Source organism: Polaribacter sp. WD7 (assembly GCF_003335085.1).
Classification (GTDB): Bacteria; Bacteroidota; Bacteroidia; order Flavobacteriales; family Flavobacteriaceae; genus Polaribacter.
This window is the reverse complement of record NZ_QPEJ01000017.1, coordinates 443333-464257: the sequence shown is the minus strand read 5'-3', so window position 1 is coordinate 464257 and position 20925 is coordinate 443333. Positions and strand designations below refer to the sequence as shown.

The following is a 20925-nucleotide window of genomic DNA, read 5'->3' as shown; positions in this document are numbered from 1 at the left end:
TTAACTAGTAAATAAATTATCAATTTCGTTTAACGTTAATGTTTTAAAAGTAGCTTTACCAAAAGGCGAAATAGAGGGCTCTTTACAAGAAAATAAATCGTTAACTAATGCTTCTTGTTCTTTTTCAGAGAGTTGCGTTCCTGTTTTAATAGACAAGGTTTTTGCAAATGATTTTGCCATTACATCAAAATGACTAAAACTAGCATCGGGTACTTCTAAATCTATATCGCTAAGTAACTCTTCTAAAATAATTGTAATTTTACTTTCTGTAACCGAAACAGGTATGCCTTTAATGGTAACGCTATCTTTTGTAAACTCATCAAAATAGAATCCTGCATTTTCCAATTCAGTTTTTATCGTGTAAATCATTTCAATTTCTTTTGATGAAAAGGAAATTTTAACAGGAAACAATAATTGTTGGCTATTGGCTTCTTTAACAGTAATACTTTCTAAAAAATCTTCATACAAAATACGTTGGTGTGCTAAAGATTGATGAATTAAAACAACGCCAGATTTTATGGAACTTAATACATATTTCCGTTGAATTTGAAACGTTTTTTTGGTGTCTATTTCTTGCTGATTATCAAATAAAACTTCTTGTTTTTCAAATGTGTCAACAGCTAAAGAAGTATATAAAGATTCCCAGCTTTCAGTTTGTTTCTGAGGTTTATAATTTGATTGGGAAGCAGTATTTTTCTCTTCTTTAAAAGGATTAAAATTAGGGTCTACTATAATTTTAGGTGCTTTTGCGGCACTTGCTGTAGCGTTAAAATGATAAGGGGTATCTAAGTTAGCATCTCTATTAAAATCTAATACGGGTGCCACATTGTATTGTCCTAAACTGTGCTTCACAGTGGCCCTAAGCATTGCGTACAAGGCTTTTTCGTTATCAAATTTGATTTCAGTTTTAGTAGGATGAATATTGATGTCTATAGTATTTGCAGGTACTGTTAAATATAAAAAGTAAGAGGGATGCGCACCTTGCTCTAACAAACCGTCAAAAGCATTTACAACAGCATGATTTAAATACGAACTCTTTATAAATCGATTATTTACAAAAAAGAACTGTTCACCTCTTTTTCTTTTCGCAAATTCTGGTTTGGCAACAAAACCTTCAATATTTAAAATGTCTGTTTGTTCATCAATAGGAACTAATTTTTCATTCATTTTAATTCCGAAAATTGATACAATACGTTTTCTAAGATTACAACTTTTTAAATGATAAACCTCGTTGTCATTATGGTGTAATAAAAAAGCAATATTTGGATGTGCTAGTGCGACCCTTTGAAATTCATCTATAACGTGACGTGTTTCAACTGTATCTGATTTTAAGAAATTTCTTCTAGCAGGAATATTATAAAACAAATTTTTTACGGAAATACTTGTACCTTTTCCGGTAGAAATAAAGTCTTGAGAAATTATGTTACTGCCCTCTATTTTTAGGCATGTGCCCAGTTCTTCTTGTGCTTGTTTAGTCTTTAATTCTACATGAGCAATTGCGGCAATAGAGGCTAAGGCTTCACCACGAAAGCCTTTAGTGCATAAGTTGAATAAATCTTCTGCTTTTTGAATTTTTGATGTAGCATGCCGCTCAAAAGACATTCTAGCATCTGTAACACTCATTCCCTTGCCATCATCAATTACCTGAATTAAAGTTTTACCCGCATCTTTTAACAAAAGTTTAATGTTGGTAGCCCCCGCATCAATAGCATTTTCTAGCAATTCTTTTACTACAGAAGCAGGACGCTGAACGACTTCTCCGGCAGCAATTTGATTGGCTACATGGTCTGGTAAAAGTTGAATAATATCAGGCATTATTTTTTAGTAAAGATTGATAAATCAAAATCAATAATAAATAAAAATAGCAGTACTAATAGAGCTATTATTATTAAAATAGTTTTGTTTACACCGTTTGCTCTCATATCCTTTAATTCATCAAAGGCATCTACAAATTTTGTTTTAATACCTTTTTTTCTACCTACAGTTTTTCTAAATTGATCTAATTTGTGTTCAATCTTATACGGGTTTCCTTCACCCTTATAATACCTAGGTTGATAATCGAATTGTTTGTGTGTACGTTTTAAAAATCCCATAATTTACATTTAATTGGCGTTTGTTTCAAGTGAAGAAATCAATGATTGTACCAATTTAAAGGATTTCAAATTTAAAGAATTAAAAGGAATGCATCAAGAAATGATGTTAAAAGTATTCTTAAATAAACTTAAAAAAGTTTACAAAATATAATGGTTGTAGATGGTAATCTATTTTTTTAAAAACACTAAAAACCAATACTATCAGAAGGTCTGTCGCTATTTTTCAAAGCAGCCATTTTTATGGCCGCTACAGCACATTCTACGCCTTTGTTACCATGTTTGCCTCCAGATCTGTCTAAAGATTGTTGTTTGGTATTATCTGTAAGCACACAGAAAATAACAGGCACATCATATTTTATGTTTAGGTCTACGATACCTTGTGTAACACCTTCACAAACAAAATCAAAGTGTTTGGTTTCTCCTTGTATTACATTACCAATAGCTATAATGGCATCTAATTGTTGGGTTTGAATCATTTTTTTACAGCCGTATACCAATTCAAAACTACCAGGAACTTCCCAAGAAATAATATTTTCTTGCATTGCACCACAGTCAAGCAAGGTATCTATTGCTCCTTGATGCAAGTTTTGTGTAATTTCTGGATTCCACTCAGAAACAACAATCCCAAATCGAAAAGACTTCGCATTTGGGATTGTTGTTCTATTGTATACTGATAAATCTGTTGTTGCCATATTTTGATTTTCTGTTGTCTGTTTTTAGTTGTTGGACTTTAGTTTTAAGAAGAAGCCAACAACAAACAACTAATTAACGTATTTAGCCGCTGCTATAAACTTATCGATATTTCTACCTTGATCAGATTTAGGATAGTTCTCTTTTATTTTAGAAAATAATTCCTCAGCCTTATCATAATCTTTCAACAGCATTGCTGTTTGCCCTGCTTTGTATAAAAACAAAGGAGTAGAAAATTCGTTATTTTGTTTGTTTGCAGCTTTTTCATAATATTCTAAAGCATCTTCTAATTGATTTATATCAGCAAAAGCATCTCCAATAGCACCTAAAGCTACTGGCCCTAGCATTTCATCATCAGAATTAAATTTGCTTAAATATGCTATAGCTTTATCGTATTGTTTTAGCTGTAAGTAAGAAACACCAGCATAATAATTTGCCAAATTTCCAGCATCTGTGCCGTTGTAAGTGTCAGCAATATCTAAAAAGCCATACTTATTATCAGCACCTTCTAATGCTAAATTTAAAAGAGAATCTACTCCTGAACCTGCTGTAGCAGCCTCATCAAAATATTTTCTAGGAAAAGCCAATTCATTAGAAGCCTCAGTTTCATTTGGTTCTACAATGTATTTGTTATACCCTAAATAAGCTAAGAAAATAACAACGATACCTATCAAGGCATAGAATAAGGGCTTGCTATTTTTTTCAATCCACTGCTCAGATTTAGAAGCAGTTTCGTCTAATGTGTTAAAAACTTCAGCAGTTGTGCTATCTATTTGTTCTACTTGTTGCTCTTCTTGTTTATTTTTTGGTTTGTATCCTCTCTTCTTGTATGTTGCCATCTGTCATGTAAAATTAGTGCGGACAAAAATAGTTTTTTTAATTGGATTTTAAAAGGGCTTATTTTGTAAAATTTTCAATAATTTGCGTAGGATTTCCAAGACCCATTTTTGCACATGTATTTAGAAAAAATATCTTTAGTCAACTTTAAAAATATAGCATCTCAAACGTTTGATTTTCAGGAGAAAATAAATTGTTTTGTAGGTAATAATGGTGTGGGTAAAACAAATATTTTAGACGCTATTTATTATTTATCTTTTGCTAAAAGTTACTTTAATTCTGTAGCGGTGCAAAACATTAAGCACGGAGAAGGTTTTTTTATGATAGAGGGTGATTACTTGTTAAATGATAGAAAAGAAAAGATTTTATGCAGTCTTAAAAAAGGGCAAAAAAAAATACTAAAACGAAACGGAAAAAATTACGAAAAATTCTCTGAGCATATAGGACAGATACCATTAGTAATTATTTCTCCAGCAGACAGAGATTTGGTTACAGAAGGCAGTGATACTAGAAGAAAATTTATAGATGGTGTAATTTCTCAACAAAACAAAAGCTATTTAAGACAGTTACTAGCTTATAATAAAGTTTTAAGTCAACGTAATGCTTTATTAAAATATTTTGCTGCAAATAGAACTTTTGATGCTTTAAACTTAAGTGTTTACGATGAACAATTAGCAGATTATGGAAGCAAAATATACGAAATTAGAAAGGAGTTTTTAGAGGAGTTTATCCCTATTTTTAATGAGAAGTATCAAGTCATCTCAGGAGATAAAGAGCATGTAAATCTAGAATATAAAAGTCAGATGCATAATTTCTCTATGGAAGATTTACTTAAAAAATCTTTAGAAAAAGATAAGATTTTACAATATACATCTTCAGGAATTCATAAAGATGATTTAAATTTTCAGATAGGTGATTATCCTATCAAAAAATTTGGTTCTCAAGGGCAACAAAAGTCATATTTAATTGCTTTAAAATTAGCTCAATTTCAATTTATAAAACAGCAGTCTCAACTCACACCCATTTTATTGTTAGATGATATTTTTGATAAATTAGACGAAAATAGGGTGCAGCAAATTATAGATTTGGTAGATAATGAAGAATTTGGTCAAATATTTATAACAGACACACATTCAGAAAGAACTGAAGACATTATAAGACAGAGTAATTCTCCTTATCAAATTTTTAGATTGTAGTATCAAAAAAAACTAATTAGCCATAGTACATAAAAAATAATTTAAACGAAAATGCCCAAAAGAGAAAACGATTCTTTTTCGATTCAAGATTTGATGAAATCCTTTATTGAAGAAAATAATTTGAGTAAAGGAATGCAAAAAATAAAAGTAGAAGAAACCTGGATGCAAATGATGGGGCCAGGGGTTGCTACACATACCACTTCTGTAAAATTACAAAACAAAACATTAATTATTCAACTCTCATCTTCAGTATTAAGAGAAGAATTGAGTTATGGAAAAGACAAGATAATTAAAATGATGAATGAAGAGATGGGAGACGAAGTAATTCAGAAATTGATGTTGGTTTAATAATGTATTTTAGAAATCACAAAAAAAACTTGTAGATTTCTCTACAAGTTTTTAACAAATATAGTTTAGACTAAGAATTTCTATAATTCTTATTAAAATTGCTCTCTTCCAGAGAAGTGAAAATTACCTTCAATTTCTGCATTTTCATCAGAGTCAGAACCGTGTACAGCATTTTCTCCCATAGAAGTAGCATACAATTTTCTTATGGTTCCTTCTGCGGCATCAGCAGGATTTGTAGCTCCAATTAAAGCTCTAAAATCTTCTACAGCATTATCTTTTTCTAAGATAGCAGCAACAATTGGCCCACGAGTCATAAAAGTTACCAATTCACCAAAAAACGGACGCTCATTATGCACAGCATAAAAAGTTTCTGCATCAGTTTTTGTCATTTGAGTTTTTTTTAACGCTACGATTCTAAAACCTGCAGCGTTAATCTTTTCTAAAATAGCACCAGTATGTCCGTTTTCTACAGCATCTGGTTTAATCATTGTAAATGTTCTATTTGTTGCCATTAAATTGACTTTTATAGTTCTTAAATGTTATTGTGAAACTCTTCACAAATTCGGCGCGAAATTACACAATTTTTTTAATTAAATTGTATATTCGCCACTTATGATTTTAAAAGGATTTGAAGCGTTACAGCAGTTTTTAGAAAAACCAAGAAACATAGTGGTTGTTGGTCACAGAAACCCAGATGGAGATGCAATGGGATCTACTTTAGCGTTAAAACACTATTTAGATAAAAAGGGACACAAGGCAACCGTTGTTGTGCCTAATGAGTATCCAGAGTTTTTACATTGGTTACCAGGTTCAGAAACAACTTACAGATTCGATTGGCAAAATACACAATCTCAAAAAGCAATAAAAACGTCTGACATTATTTTCTTGTCAGACTTTAATGCACTGCACAGAGTAGGTTCTGATATGCAAAATACTTTAGAAAACTATCCAAATGATTTTGCAATGATAGACCATCATCAACAGCCAGATGATGTTACCTATATGTATTCTGATGTAAACATCTGCTCTACATGTCAAATGGTATATCAATTCATAGAGATGAATCATGATTTAGATTTAATAAATAAAGAGATTGCAACTTGTTTGTACACTGGTATTATGACAGATACAGGTTCTTTTAGGTTTAGATCTACAACCAGTAAAACACATAGAATTATTGCAGATTTGATTGATAGAGGTGCAGAAAATGATAAAATACACAATAAGGTATACGATACAAACTCATATAATAGATTATTACTCTTAGGACAGGCACTGAGTAATTTACAAATTTTACCATCTTATAAAACAGCCTATATTACCCTTACCGATGCAGAAAAGAAGCGTTTTGATTTTCAGAAAGGAGATACAGAAGGTGTTGTAAATTATGCACTATCTTTAAAAGGAATTATTTTTGCGGCAATTTTTATTGAAGATAAAGAACAAGGAATTATAAAAATATCGTTTCGATCTAAAGGAAGTTTTTCTGTAAATAAATTTGCTAGAACTTATTTTAATGGTGGAGGACATGACAATGCTGCAGGAGGAAAATCTGATTTGGAAATGGCTAAAACCGTAACCAAATTTACTTCACTACTACCAGAATATCAAAAAGACTTAGAAATTTCTTATGAAAATTAGAGTTTTATTTTTTTTGAGTATACTTTGTTTTTCGTGTTCTAAAATAACACCTAGAAGACCAATTCAGCCCAAACCATCAACAACTATTTTAAAAGAAACAATAAAAGAGTCTAAACGTTTGAATGCCCTAGAAAATCAAAAAATAATTGATGTAATTCGTAGAGATTCTACGACCAATTATTTAGTTTCGCCAAACGGATTTTGGTACACATACGCGAACAAAATAACCAAAGATAGTCCCATACCACAACCTGGAGATGTTGTTACTCTTGCCTATAATATTCAAGATTTAGAAGGAAATATTATCTATTCTAAAGAAGAGTTAAAGACAAAAACTTATACGGTAGACAAAGAAGATTTTATTGCTGCATTACAATACGGAATAAAGTTGATGAAAATTGGAGAAACTATTACATTTGTCATTCCGTCTTACAATGCCTATGGAGTTGTTGGTGATGGAAAAAAAATAGGAATAAATAAATCTATAAAAAGTACAGTAACATTAATAAATATTAAACAATAACTTATGAAAATTATCAAAACAATTTTAACGCTAGCTATTGTAGCATCTATGATATCATGTGGAGGAAACCAATTTAAAGAAGTAAAATCTTTAGAAACAGAAATAGACTCAGCAAGTTATGCTTTAGGTTTAGATATGGCTTTTAAGGTTAAAGCTAATTTTGAAAAGGCAGACAGAGATCTTTTTTTACAAGGGTATAAAAATGGAATAGACTCTACTAATCTTTTGATAAATCCAAAAGACTTAAATTTATTTTTAAGTAAATTTTTTCAAAAATTACAAGTAGAAAAAAGAAAAGAAATGGAAGCTAAAGCGGCGAAAGAAGCAGAAGCTAAATTTGGAGATAATAAAAAAGCTGGTGAAGACTTTTTAGCCGAAAATAAAAACAAAGATGGTATTAAAACTACAGAAAGTGGTTTGCAATATATGGTTATTAAAGAAGGTACAGGAGACACACCTAAAGCTACATCTAGAGTAAAAGTACATTACCATGGTACGAATTTAGAAGGAGAAGTTTTTGATAGCTCTGTAGAACGTAAGAAACCATCAGAATTTGGATTAAACCAAGTTATTAAAGGTTGGACAGAAGGAATTCAATTGATGAAAGAAGGCGCTAAATATAAATTCTTTATCCCACAAGAATTGGCATATGGCGTTCAATCTAGGGGAGATAAAATTAAACCTTTTTCTCTTTTAGTTTTTGAAGTAGAATTAATAGAGATTTTAGACAAAAAATAATGCGTAAGATTTCTGTAATCTTAACACTACTATTCATAATTTCTGCATGTAAACCCGTAAAATATTCTGATTTAGATGAGGGTTTATATGCAGAAATTATTACCAATAAAGGGGCAATTTTAGTAGAATTATATGCCAATAAAGTTCCAATGACTGTGGCTAACTTTGTTTCTTTGGCAGAAGGAGAGCATCCCAAGTTGTTAGATTCTTTAAAAGGTAAAAACTTTTACAAAAATATCATTTTTCATAGGGTTGTCAATAATTTTGTAATTCAAGCAGGAGGCTATGATACTCAAGGAAGAAAACCTACAGGATATACTTTTGGAGACGAATTTCCTAAAAATGAAAATGGCCAATTACTATACAAGCATAATGATGCTGGAATTTTATCTATGGCAAATGGAGGTGTGGCAACCAACAATAGTCAATTTTTTATCACACATAGGCCAATTCCGCATTTGGATGACAAACATTCTGTCTTTGGAAAAACAATAGTAAATCCCAATCAATTAAAAGAATTAAAGTTACAATATAAAGATTCTTTAAAATTACAAAATGCGATAGATTCTACAAGAATGGCTGTAGTAAAATCCATAACTCAAAATGATACTATTTTATCTTTAGACATTATAAGAATAGGTCAAGAAGCTACTAATTTTAATGCCGCTAATGTTTTTGAAAAAGAGGATATCGCTTATAACAATTCAATAACAGAACAAAAAAAAGCTAAAGAAGAATTAGAAGAAAAAAGATATACCAATTATTTGATAGAGAAAGAAAAATTTTATACTAAAATGGGCGTCTCTAAAGCTACAAAAACAAGTTCAGGACTTCAGATTCTTAAGTTGAAGAAAACCAAAGGAAAAAAAGTCTCAGCCAATGAACCTGTTACTGCAAATTACATTCTTTATGTAGCAGATGGTAAAAAAATACAATCTTCTTATGATGTAAATGGTAAACCATTAACTTTTAGGTTAGATGATCAACAAAGACCTATGATTGCTGGGTTTGAAGAAGGTGTTTTAACAATGAGGGAAGGAGAGAAATCTCGCCTCTTCATACCTTATTACATTGGTTATGGAGAAGATGCTTTTGGACCCTTTCCTGCAAAAGCGGATTTGGTTTTTGAAGTTGAAATTTTAAAAGTGGGTAAATAACATGTTTAATGACATTATAACAGCAGATAAAAATCTTCTTATTTTTTTAAACAATTTAGGTAGCGAACAATGGGATATATTATGGCTAACCATAACAAATCAATTAAGTTGGATACCTCTTTTTATTTTTATAATTGTTTATGTAATTAAAACTTTTGGATGGAAAAGAGGAGGATTTGCGATACTAGCAATGATAATTTTGGTTGCTTTCTCAGATCAATTTACAAATCTTATTAAAAACTCCGTACAACGTTTACGTCCCAACAATGATCCAGAAATTAATCATTTGCTTAGAATAGTTAAGAAAGTTGGCGGCTATAGTTTTATGTCTGGTCATGCAACAACATCTTCATTCTTTTCAATCTTTGTAATTCATTTGCTCAAAGATCACATAAAATATATTTATCTAATTTTAATCTTCCCAATACTGTTTGCGTACAGCAGATTGTATTTAGGGGTTCATTTTCCAATAGATATTTTAGTAGGCTTAACTATAGGTACCGTTTTTGCAAAACTTTACTATCTACTTTATAAAAAAATAGATTCTAAAATTTTTAAATAATTTTCTATAGCAAATAGTCAAACCAAATTGCAAAACAATATTTTACATTTTTCATACTACTTTTTAAAGACAAAGTAAGGTACAATTTACTTTTGTTTTATAGGATGATTTTAAAAAACAGCGTAAGATGTTTTTTATTGAAGTTGCATTTTTTTAAAATGAAAAAGGCCGATAAAAACTAGATTTTAAGTAAATTTGCCACTAAACAAACCCGAATAATAAGATGAAAATATCATACAGTTGGTTGCAACAATTTTTACAGGTTGATTTAGAGCCAGAGAAAGCAGGAGAGTTGTTGACTGATTTAGGTTTAGAAGTAGAAGGTATAGAAACTAAAGAATCTATAAAAGGAAGTTTAGAAGGTGTAGTTGTTGGTAAAGTCATAACTTGCAGCCAACACCCCAATGCAGATCGTTTAAAAGTAACCACTGTAGATTTAGGTTTAAAAGATACGGTACAAATTGTTTGTGGTGCACCTAATGTTGCAGCAGGTCAAAAAGTACCAGTTGCCACAGTTGGTACTACATTATATGATGATAAAGGTGAAGGCTTCAAAATAAAAAAAGGCAAGATAAGAGGAGAGGTAAGTTTAGGAATGATTTGTGCAGAAGACGAACTAGGCTTAGGCTCTGGACATGATGGTATTATGGTACTAGACGAATCTTTAAAAGTAGGAACTCCGGCTGCAGAAGTCTTCAACATTACCACAGATTATGTTTTTGAAATAGGTCTAACTCCTAATAGATCTGATGCAATGAGTCACTTTGGAGTAGCTAGAGATTTAAGAGCAGGATTGATGCAACAAGATATTAAATTAGAATTGATATCTCCATCAGTTAGTGATTTTCATGTTGATGAAAGAACATTACGCTTTGACGTAGAGGTTGATGATAAAGAATTAGCACCTCGTTACTGCGGAATCACAATTACAGACATTGAAGTTAAAGATTCCCCAGAATGGATTCAGAATAGGTTAAAAGCAATAGGTTTAACACCTAAAAATAACGTTGTAGATATTACAAATTATGTAATGCACGAGTTAGGGCAACCGTTACATGCTTTTGATGCTCAAAAAATAAAAGGCAATAAAATTTTAGTAAAAACTTTAGAAGAAGGAACCAAGTTTACTACGTTAGACGAAGTAGAAAGAGAGTTGTCTTCTGAAGATATTATGATTTGTGATGCAGATGCAAACCCACTTTGCATAGGCGGTGTTTTTGGAGGGGTAAAGTCTGGTGTTACAGAGCATACTACGTCAATTTTTCTAGAAAGCGCCTATTTTAATCCTGTATCTATCCGAAAAACGGCAAAAAGACATGGTTTAAATACAGATGCTTCTTTCCGTTTTGAACGTGGTATAGATATCAATTTAACAAAATATGCTTTAAAAAGAGCAGCTTTATTGATTGAAGAATTTGGAGGAGGAAAAATGGCTTCAGATATTTCTGATTTTTATCCAGAAAAAATAGAAGACTTTCAAGTATTTTTATCTTATGAAAATGCATATAGGCTTATTGGTCAAGAGATTCCTAAGGAAACGATAAAGAATATTTTAGCTTCTTTAGAAATAAAGATTAATAGCGAAACTGCTGGTGGGTTAGGCCTAACAATTCCTTCCTATAGAACAGATGTACAACGTGAAGCAGACATTATTGAAGAGATTTTACGTGTTTATGGGTATAATAATATCAAATTTTCTCACAAGCTAAATACGTCTATTTCTTTTGATTCTAATAAAGAAACGAAAGTAGAAAATATTATAGCCAATCAATTGAGCGCTTTAGGTTTTAATGAAACCATGGCGAATTCTTTAACAAAGCCAGAGTATGCTGCTTTATCAGAAAATATTAATGAAGACGCAAACGTTGAAATGTTAAATCCGTTAAGTAACGATTTAAAAGTAATGCGTCAATCTCTTTTATTTAGTGGCTTAGAATCTATAGGCTATAATATCAATAGAAAAAACAGCGCATTGCAATTTTTTGAGTTTGGAAAAACATATCATAAGTTTGGAGAAAAATACGAGGAGTACAAACATTTAACACTTTTTGTAACAGGAAATAGAACACAAGAAAGCTGGAATGTTGCCACTAAAGTATCTGATTTTTTCTATTTGAAAGGTGTAGTTTCTTCATTATTAGAAAGATTAAATTTGTCTAATGTAAAAACATCACCATCAAAGCAAGATATTTTTTCTGAAGGAATATCTTTTAATTTGGGTAAAACAAAGTTGGTTGATTTTGGAGTTCTAAAGCGTCCAATTTTAAAAGATTTTGGAATTAAACAAGAAGTTTTGTTTGCAGATTTTAATTGGGGTGAGATTTTGAAACTTGCAGGTAACAAAAAAGTTAAAGTATTAGATTTACCTAAATTTCCCTCTGTTAAAAGAGATTTAGCACTGTTATTAGATAACAAAACTGAATTCAAAGAAATTTATAATTTGGCCTTTCAATCAGAACGAAAACTTTTAAAGGATGTAGCTCTTTTTGATGTTTATCAAGGAAATAAGTTACCTGATGGAAAAAAATCTTATGCAGTAAGTTTTTTGTTACAAGATGAAACCAAAACCTTAGCAGATAAACAAATTGACAAAATAATGCAAAAGCTACAGCAAACTTTTGAAAAAAGTTTGAATGCCGTATTAAGATAACTACAAAAAAGCTCCTTTACGGAGCTTTTTTATTTCAACTAAAATGCCATGAAATTAAAATCTTTAGCAATACTATTTGTATTTATATTTTGTTCTTGCCTTAGTGAAAAAGAGAAAAATGATACACTAAAAATAAAAAGGACAGAAGTAGAAAAAATTGCTTCAGAATTACAATATGGTTTTGTAAATGATAATATTATTGCTATTAATAGTATCTATGATGCAGACGCACTTGCCAAACGTTTTATTAGAAGTACTTCAAAAAAAAGAATCTTAGAATTTAATAACAGTTTTTATATTGGCTTTATAAGACAATTTAATTTTGGCGAAATTTTAATTCAAGAAAAAAGTAATGGTGCCAAATATGATTTTCTAAGAATTTACCAAGATACATTAAAAGACTACCATATTATATTTCGTTTTTTTAGTAAAAATGGTATTAATTATCACGATCATTTAGTGAAAAAAATAAAAGATGAACCTAAAATAGCAGATACCTATATATATACCTCAGGCGAGAGTTTAAGTGATACGTACAGAACTATTTATAAAAAAGCACTATACGGTGGTAATTTTTTAACAGGTGATTTTACCAGTAGTCTGTTTATGAGGGATATGAAAAAACTAGAAAAAATTAGAACTTTAAACAAAAATGGCAATTTTGAAAAATCAAATAAAATATACCAAACCATAAGTAGTTCTTTTAAAAATGAAAAAATTTTTAAGTTGACCAACATAGCTACAACAGCTAACTTGTCTAATAAGATGTATGTAAAAGCTGTAAAAGACTACGAATCAAAATACCCCAATGATCCTAGTTTATACTTATTGTCTATTGATAGGTTTATTTTAAAGAAAGATTTTCAAAAGGCAATAGAAGCTATAGACAAATTAGACAAGCACGTAAAAGGAGATTCTTTTTTAAATTTTATGAGAGCCAATATTTATACTTATCAAAATAGATATCAAGATGCGGTGCAAAAACTTAAATTAGTTACTGCTGATTACCCTGAGTTTTTAGAGGCTTATGATGGACTTTTAGCAATTTATATCGAGACAGATCAAAAAGAAGAAGCGATAAAGATTTTAGATACTTTTGTAACGAAATTTAATGTAAATAAGAAAGAATTGAGCTTAAGTATAAAAGAAAGTTTTCCTAAGTTTACAACTACAAAAGAGTTTGCAATCTGGAATAAAAAAAATCCATCTTAATAAAGACGGATTTCTTTTAATCAACTAATTCAAATAATTTACACAATGAAAACAGTTTACAACGTTGTTTTCATTTATTGAAAAATCAAAATCTGTGCCAAAAATTATTTGAAACCATATTTTTTTATTTACAATCGTTATTTTGCATGTTTATGCGCTTTATACGAAGATCTTACCAAAGCACCGCTTTCTACATACATAAATCCCATTTCTAAGCCTAAGGTTTCGTATTTTTTAAATTGATCTGGTGTGATAAACTCTTTTACCGGTAAATGATTTTTTGTGGGCTGTAAATATTGTCCAATAGTAATAATATCACAATTTACTGTTCGTAAATCTTTCATAGTTTGTATTACTTCTTCTTCTGTTTCACCTAAACCAAGCATTAAACCAGTTTTAGTTCGCATTCCATTTTCTTTTAAGTATTTTAAAACACCTAAACTTCTATCATATTTTGCCTGAATACGAACTTCTCTTGTTAATCTTCTCACCGTTTCCATATTATGAGAAACTACCTCAGGAGCTACTTCAATAATTCTATCAATTTGTTTAGTGTTCCCTTGAAAATCAGGAATTAAGGTTTCCAACGTTGTATTAGGATTTGCTCTTCTGATTGCATCTACGGTTTCTGCCCAAATAATAGAGCCACCATCTTTTAAATCATCTCTATCTACAGAAGTAATTACAGCATGTTTAATATCCATAATTTTTATAGAACGTGCTACTTTTTCAGGTTCATCCCATTCTACAGTTTCAGGTCTTCCTGTTTTTACACCACAAAAACCGCAAGAACGTGTACAAATGTTTCCTAAAATCATAAAAGTCGCAGTTCCTTCTCCCCAACATTCCCCCATATTAGGACAACTACCACTAGTACAAATTGTATTTAATTTGTACTTATCTACTAAACCTCTAAGTTCTGTGTATTTTTTACCAACGGGTAATTTTACACGTAACCATTTTGGTTTTTTAGGTTTTTCAGGAATAATAACAGAATCTATTGCCATTTTCTATCAATTTAGTTGTACAAAGATACAAAGGAAAGATTTAAATACTTGTTAAAAACCAAATACTAAATCCTATTAAAAATACAATACCAATGATACTTAAAATTCTTAAAAGTATACCTGGTTGATGTTCTTTAGGAGTGTGTTTTCCTGTAATAAGTTTGTAGTTAAGGATAGCGTAAAAGGGGGCTGTTAAGAAAGATAAAATAGTAGCTATTTTAACCAAAATGCCCATATTATCCATAAAGTAATTTAAAATTAAAAAAGTACCAATAAATAAGAAAAGTATCCAGAACCAATATCCACGTTTAAAATTTTTATTCCATATTAATTTAGAAGTTCTGTGCATAGCTCTAGGAGAAGCATCCATGGTAGTTATGGTTGTGCTAAACATAGTGGTAAACGCAGCAATTGCAATAAAAATATAAGAAAAATCGCCTAAATTTTTAGTGTATAATTTTATGAGTTGAGAGGCAAAAACACCTCCTTTATTAGAAAACGTTTCTCCTGAGTTATACATTACCAAAGCCCCTAAAAGAACAAAGCATAAACCCAAAAAAAGAGTACCCAAGTAACCTACGTTAAAATCAAAAATAGCATCTTTTGGTTTGGTTTTTATAACTGTAGTCTTATCTTTTTCTACAGACCATATAGAGTGCCAAATAGAAACGTCCATAGGTGCAGGCATCCAACCTAAAAATGCGATTAAAAATGTAAGTTCTACGGCACCAGACGGAATTATTTGTGCAACATCAAACGCTTCTTTTGTGCTAAATAAGGCTACAGATACCGCTATTATTGTACTTATTGTTAGAATTAAAATGATGTATTTCATCAAATTATCTAACAAACTGTATTTCCCTATCAATAAGATGATTAAACTGATAAACATTAGTATGCTAGACCATAAAACTAAATTTTCTTCGCCTCCAAAAGAACCAAAAAGCTGAGAAGCTAAACCTGCTGTAACTATGGTTACTGCGGCTTGAATGGTAAACATTGTAGCAAAGTTTAAAACGTAATATGCAATTAAAACTCCTTTACCTAATTTTTGGTAGCCATCTAATAATGTTTCGCCAGTTGCGGCTGCGTAACGTGGCCCAAATTGGAAAAAAGGATATTTAAATAGATGCACTAATAATAGTGCCCAAATTAAACCAAAACCAAATTCTGCACCAGCTCTAGTAGATTGTACCAGATGAGATACTCCAATAGCAGCGCCTGCAAATAATAATCCTGGACCAAGAGATTGCAAGAACGATTTTTTCATGTTTAAGATTTCTTAATTATTGCTGCTAACAATTTCTTAGCTCGTAATAATGTTACCTTTACGTTATTCATTGGTTCATTCATCTTTTCTGAAATCTCTTTGTAACTCAATTCTTGAAAATAACGTAATTGAATTACTGCTTGGTATTTAGGCTTTAATTGCTTTATATCTCTTAATAATTTGGCTAAATTTTGCTCTGTAATAATTCTATCTTCTGGTGTTGGATTTTCGTCAGCAACCAAGTAGGCTTTTTTTTCTTGTTCTTCAGAAGTATCAGCACTAATAGAAATGTTTTTCTTTCTTAATAAATCAATATGCAAGTTTTTTGAAATGGTAATTAACCATGTCTTAAATACATATTTATCATCATAAAATGCAATTTTATCAAAAGCCTTAGAAAATGTTCTAATAGTAATGTCTTCTGCATCATTTTCATTCTGAGTTCGTTTTAATTGATAATTGTAGACGTCTAACCAAAATGTATCTAGCAATAAACTAAATGCAGATTGGTTTCCGCTCTTAGCTTTTACTATGGTTATATCAAGTTGCTTTTTGTCTAATTCCAATGCTTGGGTTTTGACCACAAATTAGTGATAAATATTGAAAATTGAAATACCATTAACCCTATTTCTAAAAAAGGTAGAAAATACACTATTTGTTTTTCTTTTAGTTTTTTTGCAGCTACTGATATTAATACATAATTTATTGTAAAATAAGCTAATAAAGGTAACAATAATAATTTCCAAGAAACAAAAAAGAACAAAGTTATGGCTAATGCGTAAAAGCATATTTTTGAAATATAAAATAAACCTAAAAAGAATTGGTGTTTAAATTTGTAATGATTTGCAGTAGAAATATGCCTTCTTTTTTGACGAAACCAAGCCGTAAAAGATGATGGAGCTATAGATTCTGTGAAACTTTTTGCTGATGTACAAATACAAGTATTATCTTTTAAAGCTGCATCTTGTATAAACAAATCATCATCACCAGATTTTATATGTATATGATTGATAAAGCCTTTAACGTTAAAAAATTCGTCTTTATGATAAGCTAAATTTCTTCCAACAGCCATGTATGGCGAACCTAATTTGGCATAACTAAAATATTGAATAGCAGTTAACAAGGTTTCGTAACGCACAAGTAAATTTACTAAAGATTTTTCTCTTTTATACTTACCATAACCCAAAATAATGGTTTTTTCTTTTGAAAAATGTTGAACCATTTCTGAAATCCAATTTTTAGAAACAGGTTTACAATCTGCATCAGTAAAAAGTAAATGATTGTATTTTGACGCTTTTATACCCAAAGTAAGGGCATATTTTTTATTTCCCCAAAAAGCCTCAATATTTTCTACATCAATAATCTTAATAGTATCATGTTTTGCTTTAAACTCTTCCATAACTGAAGCAGTTTTGTCAGATGAAGCATCATTAATAAGTACTATTTCATAATCATCATAATGTTGGTTAATTATAGTAGGTAAAAATTTCTTTAAGTTTTTAGCTTCATTTTTAGCACATATAATGATAGAAACAGGAGGGAGTTTTTTGTGTTTTTTCTTTTTCTTTTGTTCTAAAAGAAAAGAAAAAAAAGCAAGGTAATATATAGTTTGTATGACTGTAAATGCTACAAATACGTAGAAAAGTACAGATAATATCATCTACAGCAATAAGATTTATTGATGCTGAGGCTCAGCGCAAGTATCAAACTGATCTGGAGTTTTTCCACAGAAACCACAAGCTTCTCCATCTTTATTTAGCATTGGGTTTTGACTAGCGCAAGTTCCTGCAAATTTACCATCTTTTTTAGCCCAAATTTTTATAGCAATACCAGCAACACCAAGAGCTAACAATCCTAAAGTTAAAAATAATAATTTCATAAAATAATTTATATTACAAAGATACATATTCTTGGTGTTAACTTAAAAAAGTTGACTAAATATTAACGATGTGACTTTTTTAAAATAGTGTGTCTAACAACTTGATGTTCATTTCAAAAGTATAATAAACAAAACAAATAGTACACTATAGCAAAGTTTATTACATACAATTTTAGTTAAGGGTAAGATATTTAAGTCCCTATATCAATTAGAGAGACCAGATAAGTTAATTTTATCTGGTTTTTCGTATATTTATTTTTTTACAAACCCAACACTTGAACGATGAAAATTTTTGAAAGAGTTAAAAGTAGGGAATCAAAATGTATTTGATTTACTTCTGTATAATTATCAACAAAAAATTTTCAGAACCTGCATTTCTTTTATTCCTAATAAAGAAGATTTAGAAGATGCACCACAAGAAGTTTTTTTATAGGTATTTAAATTGATTAAAAATTTTGAAAGCAATTCAAAATTATCTACTTGGATTTATCGAACTGCAATAAATAAGTCTTTAGAGTTTATACGAAAAAGTATATAAAAAACGCTTTGCATTTATGTAAAGTATATTAGGTGTAGATATTGATGTAAATAAAACAAAATATTTATAGAATTGAATCACCCAGGAATTTTGTAGATAATAAATAAAAATCAGAATTTTTTTTAAACATATAAGTGTATTACCTGAGAATTAGTGTATAATTTTTACACTGGCTAAAATAGACGGAAAAAAGTTATTAATAAATAGTTGAAATTACTAGAAAAAGTTTGTCGTAATATATAATCGGTAATGTTTAGAGCTAATAAAAATTTAAAACCCGAGATTTTCTATACAATTACATTAACCTCAATTTCAAGTGAAATTCCGAATTTTGCTAAAATGGTATCTTGAATTTTTTGTGCTAGTTGATAAATTTGTTCACCAGTAGCATTCCCATAATTTACTAATACTAAAGCTTGTTTGTTATGAACACCACAATCTCCAAAACGTTTTCCTTTAAAACCAGCTTGTTCTATTAACCATCCAGCAGGTATCTTAATTTCAGTTCTAGAAACAGTATAACTAGGTATTGACGGATATTTTTTTTGAAGTTCTAAAAATGTATGTGTAGAAATAACAGGATTTTTAAAAAAACTACCACTATTACCAATTTTGTTTGGGTCTGGAAGCTTAGATTTTCTAATAGCAATTACTGCGTCAGAAATATTTTTTAAAGTAGCATTAAAAATTCCTTTAGAGTTAAGTTCTTTTTCAATAGCGCCATAAGAGGTATTTAATTTATGATTGTTTTTTGTCAACCGAAAACAGACTGCAGTAATTACATATTTACTTTTTACCTTGTTTTTAAAAATAGAATTTCTGTATCCAAAATTACACTCGGTATTAGAAAATTCTACAAATTTACCTGAGTTAATATCAATAGCTTCAACTTTAGTAATCGTGTCTTTAACTTCTACACCATAAGCACCTATATTTTGTATGGGGCAAGTACCAACGTTTCCAGGGATTAAAGACAGGTTTTCAAGTCCACCATAATTTTGTGATACACACCAGAGTACAAAATCGTTCCAGTTTTCACCAGCATTTACAGTTAAGTAAACAAAATTATCATCTTCTTTGTCTATAGAAATTCCTTTTATATTAATGTGTACGACTAATTTATCAATATCTTTAGTAAGTAGCATATTGCTTCCTCCAGAAATTAAAAAAACATCTTTATTTAGCTTTAAAAGCTGTTGTAATTTATAAACCGAATCTACAGCTACAAATTGTTTTGCAACTACATTTATACCAAAAGTATTGTAGTGTTTTAAAGATTTATTCTCTTGAATGTTCAAAATTTGCGTAGTTACTTAGTAAAAAAAATTAGTATTTATTAAGAATTATAGACTTTTAAAGCTTCTCTTAAAATTTTTACAGCACTAATTAAATCTTCTTTTTTTAATACATAGGCAATTCTAACTTGATTTTTACCTTCTTGTTCGGTAGAATAAAAACCGCTAGCAGGAGCCATCATAATTGTTTCATTATTATAATTAAATTTTTCTAAAATCCACTGTGCAAAATCATCAGTATCTTTTACAGGTAACTCAACTACACAATAAAAAGCACCTTTAGGTTTGGTAACTTTAACGCCTTCAATTTTTTGCAATTCATTAATTAATGTATTTCTACGAGTTACATATTCTGCTTTTACATCATCAAAATAAATTTGAGGTGTATCTAAAGCAGCTTCACTAGCTAACAAAGCATATGTTGGTGGACTAAGTCTCGCTTGCGCAAATTTAATACTAGTTTCTATAAATGATGTATTTTTAGAAACAATACAACCTATTCTTGCACCACACATACTATAGCGTTTAGAGACAGAGTCTATAACAATTGCGTGTTCTTCTAAACCATTTAAAGATAAAATAGAAGTATGCTCTAGGTCGTCATATATAAATTCACGATACACTTCATCTGCAATCAAAAACAAATCATGTTTTATAACTATTTTCTTTAATTTTTCTAATTCTTCTTTAGAATATAGATATCCAGTAGGGTTTCCTGGGTTACAAATTAAGATTGCTTTTGTTTTCTTAGTAATTAGTTTTTCAAAATCTTCAATTTTTGGTAAAGCAAAATTATCTTCAATTTTAGAAATCACGGGTATAACCTTTACGCCAGAAGCGACAGAGAAACCATTGTAGTTAGCATAAAAAGGCTCTGGTATGATAATTTCATCACCCGGATCTGTAATACTACCAATAGTAAATAGCAAAGCCTCAGAACCACCTGTGGTTACTACAATATCTTCTTTAGTAACCTCAATTTGGTGTTTTTTATAGTAGTGTGTAAGTTTTTTTCTATATTCTTCAGAACCTTCAGAGCGTGCATATGACAAAGTTTTAATAGTATTGTTTTTAACTGCATCCAGTGCTATTTGAGGTGTCTTAATATCTGGCTGACCAATATTTAAATGAAAAACGTTAACCCCTCTTTTTTTTGCACTTTCTGCAAAAGGTACCAATTTTCTTATTGGAGAAGAAGGCATCTGTATTCCTTTGTTAGATATTAATGGCATAATAAAATATTAAGTATTTGTAGATGCAAATTTCCGAAATATATTTTATTTAACACG

At 30.0% G+C, this 20925-nt stretch carries 22 protein-coding genes; 10 read left to right on the top strand and 12 right to left on the bottom strand.

What is annotated here, in order from left to right; genetic code table 11:
* The 4 genes from mutL to DUT90_RS08435 all read right to left on the bottom strand — a co-directional run bounded on the left by mutL (position 1) and on the right by DUT90_RS08435 (position 3622).
* Positions 1 to 1815 (bottom strand): DNA mismatch repair endonuclease MutL, encoded by a 1815-nt coding sequence (gene mutL / locus DUT90_RS08450; protein WP_114426718.1) that lies wholly within the window; start codon positions 1813 to 1815, stop codon positions 1 to 3.
* Entirely contained in the window at positions 1815 to 2093 is a 279-nt protein-coding gene (locus DUT90_RS08445; RefSeq protein ID WP_114426717.1) for a riboflavin synthase subunit beta, read from the bottom strand. The genes mutL and DUT90_RS08445 overlap by 1 nt, the downstream gene beginning before the upstream one ends.
* A 185-nt stretch (positions 2094 to 2278) precedes the next feature.
* On the bottom strand, positions 2279 to 2785 hold the full coding sequence (ribH, locus tag DUT90_RS08440; RefSeq protein ID WP_114426716.1) for a 6,7-dimethyl-8-ribityllumazine synthase: 507 nt from the start codon (positions 2783 to 2785) through the stop codon (positions 2279 to 2281).
* Positions 2786 to 2854: 69 nt separating this feature from the next.
* The gene (locus tag DUT90_RS08435; RefSeq protein WP_114426715.1) at positions 2855 to 3622 is read right to left on the bottom strand and encodes a tetratricopeptide repeat protein; all 768 of its coding nucleotides are present in this window, start codon (positions 3620 to 3622) and stop codon (positions 2855 to 2857) included.
* A 114-nt stretch (positions 3623 to 3736) separates the two neighbouring features.
* On the opposite strand from DUT90_RS08435, the gene recF reads away from it, so the two are divergent.
* Both recF and DUT90_RS08425 read left to right on the top strand, forming a co-directional pair.
* Complete coding sequence (recF, locus tag DUT90_RS08430) at positions 3737 to 4816, top strand: DNA replication/repair protein RecF (RefSeq protein ID WP_114426714.1); 1080 nt, start codon at positions 3737 to 3739, stop codon at positions 4814 to 4816.
* Between the two features lie 51 nt (positions 4817 to 4867).
* Positions 4868 to 5164 (top strand): DUF721 domain-containing protein, encoded by a 297-nt coding sequence (locus DUT90_RS08425; RefSeq protein WP_114426713.1) that lies wholly within the window; start codon positions 4868 to 4870, stop codon positions 5162 to 5164.
* 92 nt (positions 5165 to 5256) lie between these two features.
* On the opposite strand, the gene DUT90_RS08420 is transcribed toward DUT90_RS08425, so the two are convergent.
* Positions 5257 to 5676, bottom strand: coding sequence for a nucleoside-diphosphate kinase (locus tag DUT90_RS08420; RefSeq protein ID WP_114426712.1), 420 nt, complete (start codon positions 5674 to 5676; stop codon positions 5257 to 5259).
* A gap of 100 nt (positions 5677 to 5776) precedes the next feature.
* On the opposite strand from DUT90_RS08420, the gene DUT90_RS08415 reads away from it, so the two are divergent.
* The 7 genes from DUT90_RS08415 (at position 5777) to DUT90_RS08385 (ending at position 13647) form a co-directional block, all read left to right on the top strand.
* Positions 5777 to 6805 carry a bifunctional oligoribonuclease/PAP phosphatase NrnA gene (locus tag DUT90_RS08415; protein ID WP_114426711.1) on the top strand — a complete coding sequence of 343 codons (1029 nt, stop codon included), beginning with the start codon at positions 5777 to 5779 and terminating at the stop codon, positions 6803 to 6805.
* Complete coding sequence (gldI, locus tag DUT90_RS08410) at positions 6795 to 7328, top strand: gliding motility-associated peptidyl-prolyl isomerase GldI (protein WP_114426710.1); 534 nt, start codon at positions 6795 to 6797, stop codon at positions 7326 to 7328. The genes DUT90_RS08415 and gldI overlap by 11 nt, the downstream gene beginning before the upstream one ends.
* A 3-nt stretch (positions 7329 to 7331) precedes the next feature.
* Positions 7332 to 8066 carry an FKBP-type peptidyl-prolyl cis-trans isomerase gene (locus DUT90_RS08405; RefSeq protein WP_114426709.1) on the top strand — a complete coding sequence of 245 codons (735 nt, stop codon included), beginning with the start codon at positions 7332 to 7334 and terminating at the stop codon, positions 8064 to 8066.
* Entirely contained in the window at positions 8066 to 9223 is a 1158-nt protein-coding gene (locus tag DUT90_RS08400) for a peptidylprolyl isomerase (protein WP_114426708.1), read from the top strand. The genes DUT90_RS08405 and DUT90_RS08400 overlap by 1 nt, the downstream gene beginning before the upstream one ends.
* Position 9224: 1 nt before the next feature.
* Positions 9225 to 9785 carry a phosphatase PAP2 family protein gene (locus tag DUT90_RS08395; RefSeq protein ID WP_114426707.1) on the top strand — a complete coding sequence of 187 codons (561 nt, stop codon included), beginning with the start codon at positions 9225 to 9227 and terminating at the stop codon, positions 9783 to 9785.
* A gap of 223 nt (positions 9786 to 10008) precedes the next feature.
* Positions 10009 to 12435, top strand: coding sequence for a phenylalanine--tRNA ligase subunit beta (gene pheT, locus DUT90_RS08390; RefSeq protein WP_114426706.1), 2427 nt, complete (start codon positions 10009 to 10011; stop codon positions 12433 to 12435).
* 48 nt (positions 12436 to 12483) lie between these two features.
* Entirely contained in the window at positions 12484 to 13647 is a 1164-nt protein-coding gene (locus DUT90_RS08385) for a lipopolysaccharide assembly protein LapB (RefSeq protein WP_114426705.1), read from the top strand.
* A 137-nt stretch (positions 13648 to 13784) separates the two neighbouring features.
* On the opposite strand, the gene lipA is transcribed toward DUT90_RS08385, so the two are convergent.
* From lipA to DUT90_RS08360, 5 genes are read right to left on the bottom strand one after another with little or no spacing between them, the layout of a single operon-like run.
* Positions 13785 to 14654 carry a lipoyl synthase gene (gene lipA, locus DUT90_RS08380; RefSeq protein ID WP_114426704.1) on the bottom strand — a complete coding sequence of 290 codons (870 nt, stop codon included), beginning with the start codon at positions 14652 to 14654 and terminating at the stop codon, positions 13785 to 13787.
* Positions 14655 to 14694: 40 nt separating this feature from the next.
* Positions 14695 to 15924, bottom strand: coding sequence for an NRAMP family divalent metal transporter (locus tag DUT90_RS08375; RefSeq protein ID WP_114426703.1), 1230 nt, complete (start codon positions 15922 to 15924; stop codon positions 14695 to 14697).
* Positions 15925 to 15926: 2 nt separating this feature from the next.
* Positions 15927 to 16490: an RNA polymerase sigma factor gene (locus DUT90_RS08370; protein WP_114426702.1), complete on the bottom strand. Its 564-nt coding sequence runs from the start codon at positions 16488 to 16490 to the stop codon at positions 15927 to 15929.
* A complete protein-coding gene (locus tag DUT90_RS08365; protein WP_181858168.1) occupies positions 16481 to 17584 on the bottom strand; it encodes a glycosyltransferase in 1104 nt (367 codons plus the stop codon). The genes DUT90_RS08370 and DUT90_RS08365 overlap by 10 nt, the downstream gene beginning before the upstream one ends.
* Before the next feature lie 15 nt (positions 17585 to 17599).
* The gene (locus DUT90_RS08360) at positions 17600 to 17803 is read right to left on the bottom strand and encodes a membrane or secreted protein (protein ID WP_114426701.1); all 204 of its coding nucleotides are present in this window, start codon (positions 17801 to 17803) and stop codon (positions 17600 to 17602) included.
* A gap of 292 nt (positions 17804 to 18095) precedes the next feature.
* Here DUT90_RS08360 and DUT90_RS13520 point away from each other — a divergent pair, with 292 nt between their 5' ends.
* Positions 18096 to 18236 (top strand): hypothetical protein, encoded by a 141-nt coding sequence (locus DUT90_RS13520; protein WP_258848528.1) that lies wholly within the window; start codon positions 18096 to 18098, stop codon positions 18234 to 18236.
* A gap of 392 nt (positions 18237 to 18628) precedes the next feature.
* Here DUT90_RS13520 and murB read toward each other — a convergent pair whose 3' ends face one another.
* Both murB and DUT90_RS08345 read right to left on the bottom strand, forming a co-directional pair.
* Positions 18629 to 19639, bottom strand: coding sequence for a UDP-N-acetylmuramate dehydrogenase (gene murB, locus DUT90_RS08350; RefSeq protein WP_114426700.1), 1011 nt, complete (start codon positions 19637 to 19639; stop codon positions 18629 to 18631).
* A gap of 38 nt (positions 19640 to 19677) precedes the next feature.
* Positions 19678 to 20868, bottom strand: a complete 1191-nt coding sequence (locus DUT90_RS08345; RefSeq protein ID WP_114426699.1) for a pyridoxal phosphate-dependent aminotransferase — start codon at positions 20866 to 20868, stop codon at positions 19678 to 19680.
* Positions 20869 to 20925: the final 57 nt, after the last annotated feature.